We start from the raw sequence: 19,202 nt of genomic DNA, 5'->3' as shown, positions 1-19,202 counted from the left end.
GGGGTGTGGTCGCATGCGCATTCGCTGGCCTTCGACGTGTCGGTGTGGGAGATCTTCGCCCCGCTGTTGCGCGGGGGCCGGGTGGTGGTGGTCGACGACGACACCGCGCGCGCGCCGGAAGACTTGCACGCCCTCCTTGTGGCCGAGGGCGTGAGCGTGTTGACCCAGACACCGTCGGCGGTGGCGATGCTCGACCCCACGGGCCTGGACGGGGTGGCGGTGGTGTTGGCCGGGGAGGCCTGCCCGCCCGAGGTGGTCGATCGGTGGGCGTCGGGACGGGTGCTGGTCAACGCCTATGGGCCGACCGAGACCACGATGTGTGTGGCGATCAGCGCGCCCCTGCAGGCCGGGTCTGGGGTGGCGCCGATCGGCTCGCCGGTGCCCGGTGCGGCGCTGTTCGTGCTCGATGCCTGGTTGCGCCCGGTGCCCGAGGGCGTGGTCGGGGAGCTGTATGTGGCCGGATCCGGTTTGGCCACTGGATATCTCGGCCGGGCCGGGCTGACCGGTGCGCGGTTTGTGGCGTGTCCGTTCGGGGCGCCGGGGCTGCGGATGTACCGGACCGGGGATCTGGCGTGTTGGGGTGGCGATGGGCAGTTGCGCTACCTGGGTCGCGGCGATGAGCAGGTCAAGGTCCGCGGGTATCGCATCGAGTTGGGTGAGATCCAGGCCGCGTTGAGCGCGTTGGACGGGGTGGGGCAGGCGGTGGTGATCGCGCGTGAGGATCGCCCCGGTGACAAGCGTCTGGTCGGTTACATCACGGGCGCGGCCGACCCGGCGCGGCTGCGGGCAGAGCTTTCCGAGCGGTTGCCGGCGTTCATGGTGCCCGCCGCGATCGTGGGCCTGCAAGCCCTGCCGCTGACCGCCAACGGCAAACTGGACATCCGCGCGCTGCCGGCCCCCGAATACGGCGCCGACCGCTACCGCGCCCCGCAGAACCCGACCGAAGAGATCCTGGCCACCGTCTTCGCCGACGTCCTGGGCCTCGATCGCGTCGGCATCGACGACTCCTTCTTCGAACTCGGCGGCGACAGCATCCTGGCGCTGCAAGTGGTCTCGCGAGCGCGGGCCGCGGGCCTGACGTGCCGCCCGCGGGACGTCTTCGTCGAGCAGACCGTCGCCCGCCTGGCGACCGTGGCCGGGGTCGTCGACGGCGACACCGCCGCGGCCGACGAGGGCCTCGGACCGGTGCTGGCCACCCCGATCATGCGGTGGCTGCGCGAGATTGGTGGTCCGATCGCCGAGTTCAACCAGACGATGGTGCTCCAGGCGCCCGTCGGCGCGACCGAGGCCGACGTCGCGGGAGGGCTGCAGGCCGTCCTCGACCGGCACGCCATGCTGCGGCTACGCGTCGAGGGCGACGGCGACAACGGGTGGTCCCTATGGGTGCCCGACGCGGGCGCCGTCGACGCGACCGCGTGCCTGCGGTCGGTGGACGTGCTGTCCGATGAGGCGTTGGTGGAGGCGCGGTCGAGGCTGAACCCCGCCACCGGGGCGATGCTCAGCGCGGTGTGGGCCGCCCCCACGAGCCAGCTGGCGTTGGTCGTTCACCACCTGGCCATCGACGGGGTGTCGTGGCGAATCCTGTTGGAGGACTTGAACATCGCCTTCGCCCAGGGGCGGGGCGGCCAGCCGGCCGCGTTGCCGGTGGGCGGGACGTCATACGCGCGGTGGGCAACGCTGCTCCGCGAACACGCCCGCCGTCCGGAGGTCGTCGACCAGGCGGGCGCCTGGAAGCGGATCGCGGCCACACCGTCCGCCTTGCCGGCGGTGCGGCCCGGGGACACCTACGCCACAGCCGGGCATCTGTCGGCGTCGCTGGACGTAGAGGACACCCGGACGCTGCTCGGGGAGGCGCCGGCGGCATTCCACACCGGCGTGCAAGACATTCTGTTGATCGCGTTCGGGTTGGCGTGCGCGGAGTTCCTGGGCCCCAACCTTTCTGCCCGCGGGCCGGTCGGCATCGACGTCGAGGGCCACGGCCGCCACGAGGAAGTCGCGCCCCACGTGGACCTCTCGCGCACGATCGGCTGGTTCACCACCAAATACCCGGTGTCGCTGACGGTCGGCGGGCCGGCCTGGGCCCAGGTGCGGGCCGGCGACCCGGCGCTGGGAAGCGTGATCAAAGACGCCAAGGAACAACTCCGCGCGGTGCCGCACCCGCTGACGTATGGCGTGCTGCGCTACCTCAACGATGACGTCGAGCTGGGCGGCGCCGACCCGACGATCGGGTTCAACTACCTCGGGCGCCTCGTCGCCGGAACCGAGCTCTCCGATGGCTTGTGGCGGCTGCACCCCGAGAGCCTGTCCCTGACGGCGGTCGCCGCGGCGATCCCAATGCCGTTGGCGCACACCGTCGAACTCAACGCCGGCACCATCGACACCGACAGCGGCCCGCAATTGCACGCCGATTGGACGTGGGCGACGTCGGCCCTCACCGAAGGACAGATCGGCCGGCTGAGTCAGCTGTGGTTCGAAGCCTTGTCCGGCATCTGCGCGAACGTGCGGGCCGGGGGCGGCGGTCTGACGCCATCGGACATCGCGCCCACCCGGCTGAGCCAATCGCAGATCGACGAACTCGGCCGGCGATACGACCTCGCCGACGTCTTGCCGCTGACCCCACTGCAGCAGGGCCTGCTCTTCCACTCCAGCACCGCCCACGGCGATGACGACATGTACGCCGTGCAGCTGGATTTCACGCTCACCGGCCCCCTCGACCCCGACCGCCTGCACGACGCGGTGCGCACCGTGATCCACCGTCATCCGCATCTGGCCGCCTGGTTTTACGAACGGTTCGACGAGCCGGTGCAGATCATCCCGGTCAATCCCGTTGTGGCGTGGCGATTTGTCGAGCTCGACACCGACGAGCAGATCGAGCGCCTATGCGCGGCCGAACGCGCCGCCGTCGGGGACCTGGCCGACCAGCCGCCGTTCCGGGTGGCGTTGATCCGCACCCGGGAAGACCGGCACCGGCTGGTGCTGACCAACCACCACATCGTGCTCGACGGGTGGTCGCTGCCGATCCTGCTGCGCGAGATCTTCACCAGCTACTACGGGGAGCGGCTGCCCGCGGCCGCGCCTTATCGCAGCTTCGTCACCTGGCTGGCCGATCGGAACCTCGATGCCGCCCGCGACGCCTGGGCTCAGACGCTCGCCGACTTCGAGACGCCGACGCTCGTCGGCCCCAAGGACCGGTTGGGGCAAGGGCGGCGCGGCACCCAATCCTTCCGCGTGCCCGAGGAAACCACCCGCGCCCTCACCGAACTGGCCCGCGCCTGCCACACCACGGTCAGCACCGTGCTCCAGGGCGCCTATGCGCTGCTGCTGACCTCGCTGACGGGTCGGCACGACGTCGTCTTCGGCACCCCGCGATCCCGGGTGGGCCAGCTCGAGGTGGCCGGCGCGGAATCGATGGTCGGCTTGCTGATCAACACGGTGCCGGTGCGGGCGAACATCACCGCGACCACCACCACCGCGGACCTGCTGCGCCAGCTGCAGGACGACCACAACGACACGCTCGAGCATCAACACCTGGCGCTCAGCGACATTCACCGCGCCACCGGCCACGAGCAACTGTTCGACACCCTCTTCGTCTACGAGAATTACCCGATCGGCGACGGCATGCAGTTGGGCCCCGACGGGTTGGCCATCGCCGAGTTCACCAACCGCGAGTACAACCACTACCCGCTGACGGTGGAGGCCCTCCCGGGCCGCCAGCTCGGCCTGCACGTCGAGTTCGACGCGGACGTGTTCGACACCGCGGGCATCGAGGCGCTCGTCGAGCGGTTCCGGCGGGTGCTGGCAGCGATCACCTCCGATCCGACCCGGCGCCTGTCGTCTATCGACCTGCTGGATCGCGCAGAGCGCGATCTGGTGCTGTCGCGGTTCTCCGGCGCGGGTGTGGCCGCGCCGGTCGGTGTGGCGCCACAGCTGCTCGCGGGGGCGGTGGCCGGCAACCCGGACGCGCCCGCGGTGGTCGACGGTGCCGGGACGCTGTCCTATCGCGAGCTCGACGAGTGGTCAAACCGGTTGGCCCGCAAGCTGATTGAGACTAGCGTTGGTCCGGAACGCGCCGTGGGCGTGGCGATGGATCGCGGTCTGGAGTTGGTGGTCGCGTGGTGGGCCGTGGTCAAGGCCGGCGGCGTGCATGCGCCGGTGGATCTGGACCATCCCGTCGAGCGCGTCGCCACGGTGCTGGACGCCGCGGGGGCGGTGTGCGTGTTGGCCTGCGGCGCCGACGACGTGGCCGGTGCCGGCGCGCGCCCGGTGGTCCGGATCGACGAGTTGTCGGGGTACTCCGCGGAAGCGATCGCCGACACCGAGCGGCTCGCGCCGCTGACGGCGGCCAACACCGCGTACGTGATCTTCACGTCGGGTTCCACCGGCACGCCCAAGGGGGTGGCGGTCAGCCACGCCGGTCTGTTGGGTTGGGCTGCGGCGGAACGCGATGTGCATGGGCTGCAACCGGACACGCGACTGCTCATGGTGGCCTCGCCGACGTTCGACGCGTCCGTCGGCGAAATGGTGATGGCCGCCGGGTCGGGCGCGGCGCTGGTGGTGGCGCCGCCGGGGGTCTACGCCGGGGAGCCGCTCACCGCCCTACTGGAAAGCCAGCGGGTCAGCGCGGCGTTCCTGACCCCTACGGTGCTGGCATCCCTGGACCCGGCCCGGCTGGACGGGTTCGACACGCTGATGGTCGGTGGAGAGGCCTTTTCGCCGGAGCTGGTGGCCGCGTGGGCGCCCGGCCGGCGCATGTTCAACGTCTACGGCCCCACCGAGTGCACGATCTGGGTGACCTCCAGCGCGCCGCTGTCGGCGGGCGGACCGATCCGGATCGGCGCTCCGATTCCGGGCGTGTCCGCTCTGGTGCTCGACGCCTGGCTTAACCCGGCGCCGGTCGGGGTGATGGGGGAGCTGTACCTGATCGGGCCCGCGCTGGCGCACGGCTACGTGGGTCGGGTGGAGCTGACCGCGGAACGGTTCGTGGCCAATCCCTTTGGCGCGCCCGGGTCACGGATGTACCGCACCGGCGACCTGGCCCGCTGGACGCCCGAGGGAACCCTGGACTACCTGGGGCGCGCCGACACCCAGATCAAGCTGCGCGGGCAGCGCATCGAACTGGGCGAAATCGAGAACACCCTGCTGGCCTGCCCACAGGTAACCCAGGCCGCCGTCACCGTGCAGGACAGCGCCACCGGCACGCAGCTGGTCGCCTACGTCACCCTCGACCACAACACCACGGCCGACGACGACGCCGAGAACGTCCAAGAGTGGCAGCACCTTTACGACGACCTGTACGGCGCCGACGGCGAGTCCGGCTTCGGCATGGATTTCCGCGGCTGGAACAGCAGCTACACCGGCGACCCGATCCCGCTCGAGGAGATGGTCGAGTGGCGTGCCGCCACGGTGGAACGGATCATGGCGCTGCGACCGCGGCGAGTGCTCGAGATCGGCGCGGGCTCGGGATTGCTGCTGTCGCAGATCGCCCCGCAGTGCGATCAGTATGTCGCCACGGACTTTTCGGCCGCGGCGATCGAAAACCTGGCCCGCTCGTTGGAGCAATTGCAGCTCCCGTGGCGCGACCGGGTTCAGCTGCTGACCCAGCCGGCCGACGTCACGGACGGGCTGCCGCGGGGCTCTTTCGACACCGTCATCCTCAACTCCGTCGTCCAGTACTTCCCCAACGCGGGATATTTGGCCGGCGTCATGGACGCCGCGATGGAACTGCTAGCGCCGGGCGGGGCGGTGTTCATCGGTGACGTCCGCAACCACGCCCTGCAGAGCGCATTCCAGACCGGCATCGCGCTGGCCCGTACGGATGCCGGCGCCGGCGACGCCGCCGAGATCCGCCAGCGCGTCCGGCACGCGATGCTCGGCGAGACCGAATTGCTTTTGGCGCCCGAGTTTTTCACCAGCTGGGTCGGCGGTCACGAATCCGCGGGCGGGCTGGACATCCGGGTCAAGCGCGGCATGGCCGACAACGAACTGAACCGGTACCGCTACGACGTCACCATCCACAAGGCTCCCGCACCCCTTCGCTCGGTGGCCGGCGCGCCCGTCTGGGCGTGGGCGCAATGTGCGGGCCTGGACGCGCTGCACGACAGGCTGACGTCGGAGCGGCCCGCCGAGGTCCGCGTCACCGACATCCCGCACGTGGGGGTGATCGCCGACGTCCGTATCGAATCCGCGCTCGCCGCGGGGCTGCCCATCCCCGAAGCGTTGGCCCAAGCCGGCGCGATCACCGGCGCCACCGTCGCGGAACGATTGCATCGCCTCGGCGAGTCCGCCGGATATCACGTCGCCGTCACCTGGGGCACCCAACCCGGCACGCTCAGTGCGGTTTTCACCGACTCCGATGTTCGGCTGACCGACGTCTACCTGCCGCCCGCCCGGGCCCGGCAACGCACCAGCTACGCCAACGACCCGCACGCCAACACGAAGATCGCCGCGGTGCGCGAACGGATCAGCGCGTGGCTGCCCGACTACATGGTGCCGTCGCACATCGTGGCGCTCGAGGAATTCCCGCTGACCTCCTCGGGCAAGCTCGACCGCAAGGCGCTGCCCGCACCCGACTATCAGGACGCCGATCGTTATCGGGCCCCGTCGAATGCGGTCGAGGAGATCCTGGTCGGCATCTTCGGCCAGGTTCTGGGCCTGGAGCGGGTCGGGGTGGACGACTCGTTCTTCGACCTCGGCGGGGACTCGCTGTCGGCCATGCGCCTGATCGCCGCGGTCAACGCCAGCGTGAATTCCGACCTCGGGGTGCGCGCCGTGTTCGACGCGCCCACCGTCGCCGAGCTGGCCCGCCTCACCGGCGGGGAGGCCGCCCGGCTGGAGCCGCTGGTGTCCGGCGAGCGGCCCGAGCTCATCCCGCTGTCGTTCGCGCAGAGCCGGTTGTGGTTCATCGACCAGTTCCAGGGACCCTCGCCCATCTACAACGTCGCGGTCGCGTTGCGGCTGCGAGGGCGCGTCGACGCGGACGCGCTGGGCGCGGCGCTGGCCGACGTCGTCGACCGCCACGAAAGCCTGCGGACACTGTTCGCGGTTCACGACGGCACCCCCCACCAGGTGGTGCTCCCCGCCGAACGCGCCCGATTGGGGTGGAACGTCGTCGACGCCCGGGGCTGGCCGGAAGGCCGGCTGCGCGAGGGCACCGATGCCGTCGCCGGCTACGCGTTCGACCTGGCGAACGAAATACCTTTACACGCGGAGCTTTTCACCACCGCCGACGACGACCATGTGCTGGTGGTCGTGGTGCACCACATCGCCGCCGACGGGTGGTCGATCGCCCCGATGGCGCGTGATCTGGGCGTCGCGTACGCGGCGCGGTGCGCCGGGCAGGCCCCGGAATGGGCGCCGCTGTCGGTGCAGTACGTCGACTACACGCTTTGGCAGCGCGCGCAATTCGGCGACCTGGACGACAGCCAGAGCCGGATCGCCGCCCAGCTGGACTTCTGGCAGGACGCGCTGGCCGGGATGCCCGAGCGCTTGCAGCTGCCCACCGATCGGCCCTACCCGCCGGTCGCCGACCACCGGGGGGCCCGGCTGGCGGTGGACTGGCCGACGGAGGTCCAGCAGCAGATCCGTCGGGTAGCGCGCGAGCACAACGCGACCAGCTTCATGGTGATTCAGGCCGCCTTCGCCGCGCTGCTGTCGAAGATCAGCGCCAGCGACGATGTGGCGGTGGGGTTCCCGATCGCCGGGCGCCGCGATCCCGCGCTGGACGAGCTGGTGGGTTTTTTCGTCAACACACTGGTGCTGCGGGTCGACCTGGCCGGCGATCCCACCTTCGCCGAGCTGCTGGCGCAGGTGCGACGGCGTAGCCTCGCCGCGTTCGAGCACCAGGATGTGCCGTTCGAGTTCCTGGTGGATCGGCTCAATCCCACCCGCAGCCTGGCCCATCATCCGTTGATCCAGGTGTTGTTGGGCTGGGAGAACTTCCCCGGCTATGACAGCAATCCCACCGCCACGTTGGCCCTCGGCGATGTCCGGGCCACCGCGATGCCGGTCGAAACCCACACGGCGCGAATGGATTTGACGTTCTCGCTGTCCGACCGCTGGACCGAGGCCGGCCAGCACGCGGGCATCGGCGTGACGGCGGAATACCGTACCGACGTTTTCGACGCCGACACCGTCGTGACGTTGATCGAGCGGGTGCACCGCCTGCTGGTGGCCGTCACCTCCGACCCGGGGCTGCGGATGTCGTCGGTAGACCTGCTGGATCCGGGCGAGCACGCCCGGCTGGAGAGGTGGGGCAACAGGGCAGTGCTGACCGAGCCGGCGACGCCGGTGTCGGTTCCGGAATTGTTCGCCGCGCAGGCGGCGCGCACGCCCGACGCGGTTGCCGTGGTCTGCGATGGCCGGTCCATGACATACCGGGAACTCGACGAGGCGGCCAACCGCTTGGCGCACCTGCTGATCGGGTGTGGAGCGGGCCCGGGTGAGCGTGTGGCGCTGCTCTTTTCGCGCTCGGCCGAGGCCATCGTGGCGATCGTGGCCGCGCTCAAATCCGGGGCGGCATACCTGCCGATCGACCCGGCGCTGCCGGCGGCCCGGATGGAGTTCATGCTCACCGACGCCGCACCGATCGCCGTGGTCACCACCGCGGCGCTGACCGAGCGGTTGCACGGGTTCGACCTGGCGGTCGTCGACGTCGGCGGCCCCGCCCTGGACAGCCAGCCCGGAACGGCGCCACCGGCGCCCGCGCCCGACGACCTCGCGCACATCATCTACACCTCCGGGACCACCGGTGTCCCGAAAGGTGTTGCGGTAACCCAATACAACGTCGCGCAGCTCTTCGACTCGCTGCGGATCGGCATCGAGATGTCACCGGGGCAGGTCTGGACCCAGTTCCACTCCTACGCCTTCGACTTCTCGGTCTGGGAGATCTGGGGTGCGCTGCTGCACGGCGGGCGGCTGGTGGTGGTGCCCGAATCGGTGGCCCGCTCACCGCAGGAATTCCACGCCCTCCTGGTCGCCGAGGGTGTCACCGTGCTCACCCAAACCCCCTCGGCCGTGGGGATGTTGCCGACCGACGGGCTGGATGCGACCGCGCTCGTGATCGGGGCCGAGCCCTGCCCGCCCGAGCTGGTGGATCGCTGGGCGCCGGGGCGGGTGATGGTCAACGTCTACGGCCCAACCGAAACCACGATGTGGGCCTGCAAGAGCGCGCCGCTGGCGGCGGGATCTGGCTTCCCGCCGATCGGCGCACCGGTGACGAGGGCGGCATTCTTCGTGCTGGACGAATGGCTGCAACCGGTTCCGCCCGGGGTGGTCGGCGAGCTGTACCTGGCGGGCGACGGGGTCGGTGTCGGGTATTGGCGCCGATCGGGGTTGACGGCGTCGCGCTTCATGGCCTGCCCGTTCGGCGCACCGGGGACCCGGATGTACCGCACCGGCGACCTGGTGTGCTGGGGGCCCGACGGGCAACTGCGCTACCTCGGCCGTGCCGACGAACAGGTCAAGATCCGCGGCTATCGCATCGAACTCGGCGAAATCCAGTCCGCCCTGAGCGCTTTGGACGGTGTCGAGCAGGCGGTGGTCGTCCCCCGTGAGGACCGCGGCGACAAACGGCTGGTGGGTTACGTCACCGGGACGGTGGACGCGGGCAACGCCCGCGCCGCGCTGGCCGAACGGCTGCCCGCCTACATGGTCCCGGCCGCGGTCGTCGTCCTCCCGGCGCTGCCCATGACCGTCAACGGCAAGCTCGACACCCGCGCCCTGCCCGCCCCGGACTACCAAGACGCCGGCAACTACCGCGCCCCGAGCACGGCGGTCGAGGAGATTTTGGCCGGCATCTACGCCGAGGTACTCGGCGTCGAACGCGTCGGGGTCGACGACTCGTTCTTCGATCTCGGCGGTGATTCGCTGTCCACGATGCGCCTGATCGCGGCGATCAACGGCTCACTCGAGACCGAGCTGCCGGTGCGTGCCGTGTTCGAGGCGCCGACGGTCGCGCAACTGGCCCCCCGCATCGGCGAGACCGCGGGGCGCCTGCAGCCGCTGGTCGCCGGCGACCGCCCGGCGGTGATCCCGTTGTCGTTCGCGCAGAGCCGGTTGTGGTTCATCCAGCAGCTGCAGGGCCCATCGCCGATCTACAACATGGCGGCCGCGTTGCGGCTGCGCGGGCGCCTCGACGCCGGCGCGCTGCGCGCGGCGCTGGACGATGTGGTGAACCGCCACGAGAGCCTGCGCACGCTGTTCCCCGCCCGCCACGGAACGCCCCAGCAGCTGGTGGTACCCGCCGAGGAGGCCGACTTCGGCTGGGAAATCGTCGATGCCACCGGATCCCCGGCGGGCGAGGTGGACGAGGCCATCGCGGCGACGACACGCCACACCTTCGACCTGGCCACCGAGACCCCGCTGCGCGCAAAGCTTTTCGCCCTCGGCGAGCGGGAACACCTGCTGGTGATCGTCGTGCACCACATCGCCGCGGACGGCCTGTCCCTCACGCCGCTGGCCGCCGACCTCAGTGTCGCGTACGCCGGCCGATGCGCGGGGGAGGCGCCCGGCTGGGCCGACCTGCCGGTGCAGTACGTCGACTACACGCTGTGGCAGCGCGCGCAGTTCGGTGAACTGGACGACAGCCGGAGCCCCATCGCGGCCCAGCTGTCCTACTGGCGGGACGCGCTGGCCGGGATGCCCGAGCGGTTGCAGCTGCCCACCGACCGGCCCTACCCGCCCGTCGCCGACCAGCGCGGCGCCAGCGTCGTCGTGGATTGGCCGTCGGAGCTGCAGCAGCAGGTTCGCCGGATGGCCCGCGAGCACAACGCGACCACGTTCATGGTGGTGCAGGCCGCGCTGGCCGTGCTGCTGTCGAAAGTCGGTGCCGGCTCGGATATTCCGATCGGCTTTCCGATCGCCGGGCGCCGCGACCGCGCCCTGGACGCGCTCGTCGGTTTCTTCGTCAACACGTTGGTGCTGCGCGTCGACCTGGCCGGCGACCCCACTTTCGCCGAACTGCTGGCACGCGTCCAGGCGCGCAGCCTGGAGGCGTTCGAGCATCAAGACGTGCCGTTCGAGTTGCTCGTCGAGCGGCTCAACCCGGCCCGCAGCCTGACCCACCACCCGCTGGTGCAGGTCATGTTGGCCTGGCAGAACTTCGCCGGCCACGACGATCCGGCCGCCGGTCTTGCGCTGGGCGACCTCGACGTCACCTCCGTGCCGGTCGACACCGAGTCCGCCCGGATGGATTTGGTGTTCTCCCTCGCCGAACGCTTCAGCGAGACGGGGGAGGCCGCCGGCATCGGCGGCCGGGTGGAATTCCGCACCGACGTCTTCGACGCCGACACCATCGAAACGCTGATCGCGCGGCTGCGGCGCGTCCTTTCGGCCACGACCGCCGACCCCGGCCGGGCGTTGTCGTCGGTGGATGTGCTCGATGAGGCCGAGCGGTCTCGGCTGGACGCGTTCGGCAATCGGGCGGCTTTGAGTGGACCGGTGCCGGGGTCGGTGTCGGTGCCCGGGTTGTTCGCTGCGCAGGTGGCACGCGCGCCTGGGGCGGTGGCGGTGTCGGGTGCGGGCCTGTCGGTGACCTACCGCGAGCTGGATGAGGCTTCGACCCGGCTGGCGCGCCAGTTGGTGGCCCACGGCGCGGGCCCGGGACGGATTGTGGCACTGCTGTTTTCGCGGTCGGCCGAGGCGATCGCGGCCATGCTCGCGGTGCTCAAGACCGGGGCGGCCTACCTGCCGATCGACCCTTCCTCCCCGGATACCCGGATCGAGTTCATGCTCGGTGACGCCGCCCCCGTGGTCGCGGTCAGCACCGCCGATCTGGCGGCGCGATTCGAGGGCCGCGGAGTGCCCGTGGTGGACGTCGACGATCGGCGCCTCGACACCGTGCCCGACACCGCCCTGGCGGAGCCGGACGCCGACGGGCTGGCCTACGTGATCTACACCTCGGGTACCACGGGTGTGCCCAAAGGTGTTGGCGTCACGCATCGTAACGTGACGCAGTTGATCGGCTCGCTGGATGGCGGGTTGCCGGCGCCCGGGGTGTGGTCGCATGCGCATTCGCTGGCCTTCGACGTGTCGGTGTGGGAGATCTTCGCCCCGCTGTTGCGCGGGGGGCGACTGGTTGTGGTGCCCGAATCCGTGGCGGGTTCACCGCTGGACTTCCATGCGGTGCTGCGCGCCCACGGCGTCAGTGTTCTGACCCAGACGCCGTCGGCGGTGGCGATGCTGGACCCGGCCGGTTTGGACGACGTGGCGGTGGTGATGGCCGGGGAGGCCTGCCCGCCCGAGGTGGTGGACCGGTGGGCGCCGGGGCGGGTGCTGGTCAACGCCTATGGGCCGACCGAGACCACGATGTGTGTCGCGATCAGCACCCCGCTCGTCGCGGGGTCAGGGGTGCCTCCGATCGGCTCGCCGGTGCCCGGTGCGGCGCTGTTCGTGCTCGACGGGTCGTTGCGCCCGGTGCCCGAGGGCGTGGTCGGGGAGCTGTATGTGGCCGGATCCGGTTTGGCCACTGGATATCTCGGCCGGCCCGGGCTGACGGCGTCGAGATTTGTCGCCTGCCCGTTCGGCGGGATTGCAACGCGGATGTATCGCACCGGCGATCTGGTGCGTTGGAACCGCGACGGGCAACTGCAATACTTCGGTCGCGCCGATGAGCAGGTCAAGGTCCGCGGGTATCGCATCGAGCTCGGTGAGATCCAGGCCGCGTTGAGCGCTTTGGACGGGGTGGGGCAGGCGGTGGTGATCGCGCGTGAGGATCGCCCCGGTGACAAGCGTCTGGTCGGTTACATCACGGGCGCGGCCGACCCGGCTCAGCTGAGGGCGCGGCTTTCCGAGCGGTTGCCGGCGTTCATGGTGCCCGCCGCGATCGTGGGCCTGCAAGCCCTGCCGCTGACCGCCAATGGCAAGCTGGACACCCGCGCGCTGCCGGCCCCCGAATACGGCGCCGGCCGCTACCGCGCCCCGCAGAACCCGACCGAAGAGATTCTCGCCACCATCTTCGCCGACGTCCTGGGCCTCGATCGCGTCGGCATCGACGACTCCTTCTTCGAACTCGGCGGCGAAAGCATCTCCGCGATGGGTCTCGTCGCCGCCATCAACAGCAACCTCGGTGCCGGTGTCCCGGTCCGCGTGGTGTTCGAGGCGCCGACGGTGGCCCAGCTGGCGCTGCGGATCGACGAGGGCACGAACGGCCTGGAGCCCTTGGTGGCCGCCGAGCGGCCCGCGGTCGTCCCGCTGTCATTCGCGCAGAACCGCTTGTGGTTCCTCGACCAATTGCAAGGCCCGTCACCGGTTTACAACATGGCGGCGGCGCTGCGGCTCAGTGGTCGCCTCGACGCGGACGCGCTGGGTGCGGCGCTGGCCGACGTGGTGGCGCGCCACGAGAGCCTGCGCACCCTGATCGCCGCGCCCGAGGGCACGCCCCAGCAGCTGGTGACCCCGGTCGAGAAAGCGGGCTTCGGGTGGTCGGTCGTCGACGCGGGCACATGGTCCGCCGGCCAGCTCGACGAAGCCATCGGCGCCACGGCGCGCTACACCTTCGACCTCGCAACCGAAATTCCCTTGCGGGCAGAGCTTTTCCGCATCGACGACGACGAGCACGTGCTGGTGGCCGTGGTGCACCACATCGCCGCCGACGGGATGTCGATCACCCCGCTGGTACGCGACCTGGGCGTCGCGTATGCGAGCCGGTGTGCCGGACACGCCCCCGGCTGGGCGCCGCTGGCGGTGCAATACGTCGATTACACGCTGTGGCAGCGCGCGCAGCTCGGCGATCTCGACGACCGCACCAGCCCCATCGCCGCCCAGCTGGCCTACTGGGAAGGCGCGTTGGCCGGCATGCCCGACCGGCTTCCGCTGCCCACCGACCGGCCCTACCCGCTGGTCGCCGATCAGCGGGGCGCCACCGTGGAAGTTGACTGGCCGGCCGAGCTGCAGCGGCGCGTCGGCGAGCTGGCCCGCCAGCACAACGCGACGAGCTTCATGGTCGTGCAGGCCGCGCTGGCGGTGCTGCTCGCGAAGACGACCGCGAGTTCCGATGTGGCCGTGGGCTTCCCGATCGCCGGGCGGCGCGACCCCGCCCTCGACGAGCTGGTCGGATTCTTCGTCAACACCCTGGTGCTGCGGGTCGACCTGACAGAGCTGGGCGGCGACCCCACCTTCGCCGACCTGCTGTCGCAGGTGCGGCAGCGCAGCCTGGCCGCCTACGAACACCAAGACGTGCCCTTCGAGGTTCTCGTCGAGCGGCTCAACCCCACCCGAAGCCTGACCCATCATCCGCTGGTCCAGGTGATGCTGGCCTGGCAGAACTTCGCCGGGCAAGGCGGTGGCCCGGTCGCCGGGCTGACCCTGGGCGACGTCGAGATCACGCCGATGCCGGTGGACACCCAGACCGCCCGCATGGATCTGACGTTCTCGTTGGCCGAGCGCTGGAGCGAGGCGGGTGAGCCCGCCGGCATCGGCGGGACGGTGGAGTTCCGCACCGACGTGTTCGACGCGGACAGCGTCGAGGCGCTCGTCGGCCGATTGCAGCGGGTGCTGACGGCGATGACCGTCGACCCCACCCGATCGCTGTCGGCGGTGGATTTGCTCGACGCGGCCGAGCATGCCCGCCTCGACCAGATCGGGAACCGCGCGGCGCTGACCGGGCCGCCCGCCGCGCCGGTGTCCATTCCGCAGCTGTTCGCCGCGCAGCTGGCCCGCACGCCCGAAGCGGTGGCACTCGTGTGCGACGGCCGGTCCATGACCTACCGCGAACTGGACGCCGCGGCGGAGGGGCTGGCGCGCGTGTTGGCCGGGCGGGGGGCCGGCCCGGGACGGTTTGTGGCACTGCTGTTTCCGCGTTCTTCCGAGGCGATCGTGGCGATCCTGGCGGTGCTCAAGTCCGGCGCGGCCTACCTGCCGATCGATCCGGCGCTGCCGGAGGCCCGGATCGGCTTCGTGCTATCCGATGCCGCGCCGATGGCCGTCCTCACCACCGCCGACCTGGCCGACCGGCTCGGCGGGCACGACGTGCCCGTCATCGACGTCGGTGACCTGGAAGGCGGCGCCCAGCCGGACCCGGCGCCGACCGCGCCCGGCCCCGAGGACTTCGCCTACCTGATCTACACGTCCGGCACCACCGGTGTCCCCAAAGGCGTTGCGGTCACGCATCGCAACGCGACGCAACTTCTCGCGCGTATGGATGCCGGCCTGCCGCGCGGTGGGGTCTGGTCGCAGTGGCATTCCCTGGCCTTCGACGTCTCGGTGCACGAGATCTTCGGTGCCCTGCTGCACGGCGGACGGCTGGTCGTGGTGCCCGAGTCGGTCGCCCGGGCACCGGAAGACCTCCACGCACTGCTGGTGGCCGAACGCGTCGGCGTGCTGAGCCAGACCCCGTCCGCGGCGGCGATGTTGTCACCCGAGGGGCTGGAGTCGGTCACCCTGGTGGTGGCCGGCGAGGCGTGCCCCGCCGAGCTGGTCGACCGGTGGGGGGCGGACCGGACGATGATCAACGCCTACGGCCCCACCGAGGCCACCGTGTACGCGGCGGTCAGCGAACCCCTGACCGCCGCGTCCGCGGAATCGGGTGTGGTGCCGATCGGGTCACCGGTGCCCGGCGGCGCGTTGTTCGTCCTCGACGAGCGCCTGCGGCCGGTGCCCGTCGGCGTGGTCGGCGAGTTGTACGTGGCCGGTTCGGGTGTCGCCTGCGGCTACTGGCAGCGGGCCGGTCTGACCGCGTCGCGGTTCGTGGCCTGCCCGTTCGGCGGGGCCGGCACCCGCATGTACCGCACCGGGGACCTGGTGCGCTGGCGCGCGGACGGCCAACTGGACTACCTGGGCCGGGTAGACGAGCAGGTCAAGATCCGCGGTTACCGGATCGAGCTCGGCGACGTGCGCGCCGCCCTGGCCTGGCTGGACGGGGTGGAGCAGGCGGTGGTCGTCGCCCGCGAGGACCGTCCCGGTGACAAGCGCCTGGTGGCCTACCTCACCGGGCAGGCCGATCCGGTCGAGGTCCGCGCCGCGCTGGCGGAGCGGTTGCCGGCCTACATGATTCCCGCCGCCGTGGTCGCGATGCCGGCCCTGCCGCTCACACCCAACGGCAAGCTCGACACCCGCGCATTGCCCGCACCGGAGTATTCCGACGGCGAGCAGTACCGCGCCCCGGGCAACGCCGTCGAGGAGATCCTGGCCGGCATCTACGCCCAGGTGCTCGGACTCGACCGGGTTGGGGTGGACGACTCCTTCTTCGATCTGGGCGGCGACAGCATCTCGTCGATGCAAGTGGTGACCCGGGCACGGGCCGCCGGCCTGATCTGCCGCACGCGCGACCTGTTCGTCGAGCAGACCGTCGCCCGGCTGGCGCGGGTGGCCGAGGTGGCCGAGGCGGGCACTGGCGTGATCGACGAGGGCGTGGGTCCGGTGGCGGCCACCCCGATCATGCATTGGCTGCGCGGCGTGGACGGGCCGGTCGACCAGTTCAACCAGACGATGCTGGTGCAGGCCCCCGCCGCGGTGGGCGAGGCCGACGTGCTGGTGGTGCTGCAGGCCCTGCTCGACCGGCACGGCATGCTGCGCCTGCGCCTCGACGACGAATGGTCGCCGACCGTGCCCGAGCCCGGTACGGTGCACGCCCGCGACTGCCTGCAAACGGTGGGCGAGCTGTCCGACGCGGCACTCGTCGAGGCCCGCTCGCGGTTGAACCCGGCCGGCGGGGCGATGCTCAGCGCGCTGTGGGTGACCACCACCAACCAGCTGGCGGTGATCGTCCACCACCTGGCCGTCGACGGGGTGTCCTGGCGAATCCTGTTGGAGGACTTGAACATCGCCTGGGCCCAGCACCGGCTCGGGCAGCCGGTGGCGCTGCCGTCGACGGGGACGTCGTTCGCCCGGTGGGCTGCGCGGCTGGCCGAGCGCGCGGGCGACCCGGACATCCTGAACCACCTGGGCACCTGGCAGCGGGTGGCGGCCACCCCCGCGGCGCTGCCCACGGTGCGCCCCGACGTGGACACCTTCGCCGCCGCCGGGCACCTGTCGGTGGAGCTGGACGCGGAAACCACCGGCATGCTGCTCGGTGAGGTGCCCGCGGCGTTTCACGCCGGCATCCAGGACATCCTGCTCGTCGCGTTCGCTTTGGCGGTGGGGGAATTCCTGGGCGACACCCGCGCGCCGATCGGCATCGACGTCGAGGGCCACGGCCGCAACGAGGAGCTCGGCCGCGACATCGACCTGTCGCACACCGTGGGATGGTTCACCGCCAAATACCCGGTGGCCTTGAACGTCGGAGGGCTGTCCTGGGCGAAGGTGGTCGCCGGTGACGCCGCGCTTGGCGCGGCCCTCAAGGACGGCAAGGAGCAGCTGCGCGCCCTCCCGGACTCGCTGACCTACGGGTTGCTGCGCTACCTGAACGCCGATGCCGCCCTGGACGGGGCCGACCCGACGATCGGATTCAACTACCTTGGGCGCCAAGGTGGTACGGCCGAGCTGTCCGAGGAGATGTGGCGACCGGTGCCGGGCTCGGTCACCGCAGCTGCGGCGGCCATCCCCATGCCGCTGATGCACACCCTGGAGCTCAACGCGGCCACCGTCGACACCGAATCCGGCGCGCACCTGCACGCCAACTGGACCTGGGCGCCCTCCGCGCTGGACGACGGGCAGGTCGGCCGGCTGAGCCGGCTCTGGTTCGAGGCCCTGGCCGGGATCTGCGCCCACGTGCGTTCGGGCGGCGGTGGATTGACGCCCTCGGACGTCGCGCCCGCCCGCCTCGACCAGAAGCAGATCGACCAGCTGCAGCGACAACACGACGTCGCCGACGTGCTCCCGCTGACCCCGGTGCAGCAGGGGCTGCTCTTCCACGCGAACACCGTCCGGAGCGCCGGCCAGGATGCCGGCGACCTTTACGCGGGACAGCTCGACATCAGCGTCACCGGGCCGCTCGACCCCGGCCGCCTGCGCGACGCCGTGCGCGACGTGGTCAGGCGCCACCCAAACCTGGTGGCCCACTTCGTCGATCGGTTCGGCGAGCCGGTGCAAGTCATCGCCGCAGAGCCCGCCCCGGCCTGGCGGTACATCGAGCTGCGCGACGACGTCGACGAGCAGATCCGGCGGCTGTGCGCCGCCGAGCGCGCCGCCGTGTGCGATCTCGCCAACCAGCCGCCCTTCCGGGTTGCCCTGATCCGCACCGGAATTGACCGCCACCACCTGGTGCTGACCAACCATCACATCGTTCTCGACGGCTGGTCGATGCCGATCCTGCTGGGCGACATCTTTTCCGCCTACCACGGTCAGCGCCTGCCCGCGGCCGCGCCCTACCGCAGCTTCGTCACCTGGTTGGCCGCCCGCGACCGCGGCGCCGCCCGCGACGCGTGGGCCGAGGTGTTCGCCGGCTTCGACACCCCGACGCTGGTCGGCCGCCGGGACCGGCTGCGGCCGGGGGAGCAGGGCGTTCGGACGCTAGGGCTGCCCGCCGACCTCACGCGCGCAGTGGGCGAGCTGGCCCGCTCCTGCCACACCACCGTCAACACGGTGCTGCAGGCCGCCTACGCGCAACTGCTGTGCTGGCTGACCGGCCAGCACGACGTCACGTTCGGCACCACGGTCTCGGGCCGGCCGGCCGAGATCCCCGGCGCGGAATCGATGGTCGGTCTGCTGATCAACACCGTGCCGGTGCGGGCGAACATCACGCCGACCACCACCGCGGCAGGATTGCTCGAACAACTGCAGGGCGCCTACAACCACACGCTCGACCACCAGCACCTGGCGCTCAACGAGATTCACCGCATCACGGGTCAGGACCAGCTGTTCGACACCCTGTTCGCCTACGAGAACTACCCGATCGACGCGGCCGCCCTGTCCGGCAATCAGGAGCTGTCCATCACCGACATCGCCAGCCGGGAATCCACGCATTATCCGCTGACGATCCAGGCCCAGCCGGGCCACGAACTGCGCCTCCGCGTCGAATACGACGCCGACGTCTTCGACGCCCAGGCCATCGAAACGCTGATCGAGCGGCTGCGGCGGGTGTTGGTGGCCATGACCACCGACCCGCAGCGGCGCTTGTCGGCGACCGATGCCCTCGACGCCGACGAGCGCCGCAGGCTCGATGACTTCGGCAACCGGGCGGTGTTGGCCGAGCCGTGGGTGCCGGTGTCGATTCCGGCGTTGTTCGGCGCGCAGGTGGTGCGTGCGCCGGGTGCGGTGGCGGTGTCGTGCGAGGGCCGGTCGTTGACGTATCGGGAGTTGGACGAGGCGTCGAATCGGTTGGCGCATCT

General features: G+C 70.9%; 1 protein-coding gene. It reads left to right on the top strand.

Going from position 1 to position 19,202, the window contains the following annotated elements; all coding sequences use genetic code 11:
* Positions 1-19,202 (top strand): non-ribosomal peptide synthase/polyketide synthase (locus tag A5704_RS05050; protein WP_156737610.1); only part of this gene is annotated, 19,202 nt, incomplete at both ends.

The sequence above is a fragment of the Mycobacterium sp. E735 genome, assembly GCF_001666955.1.
GTDB lineage: Bacteria > Actinomycetota > Actinomycetes > Mycobacteriales > Mycobacteriaceae > Mycobacterium.
This window is presented reverse-complemented; position numbering and strand designations above follow the sequence as displayed.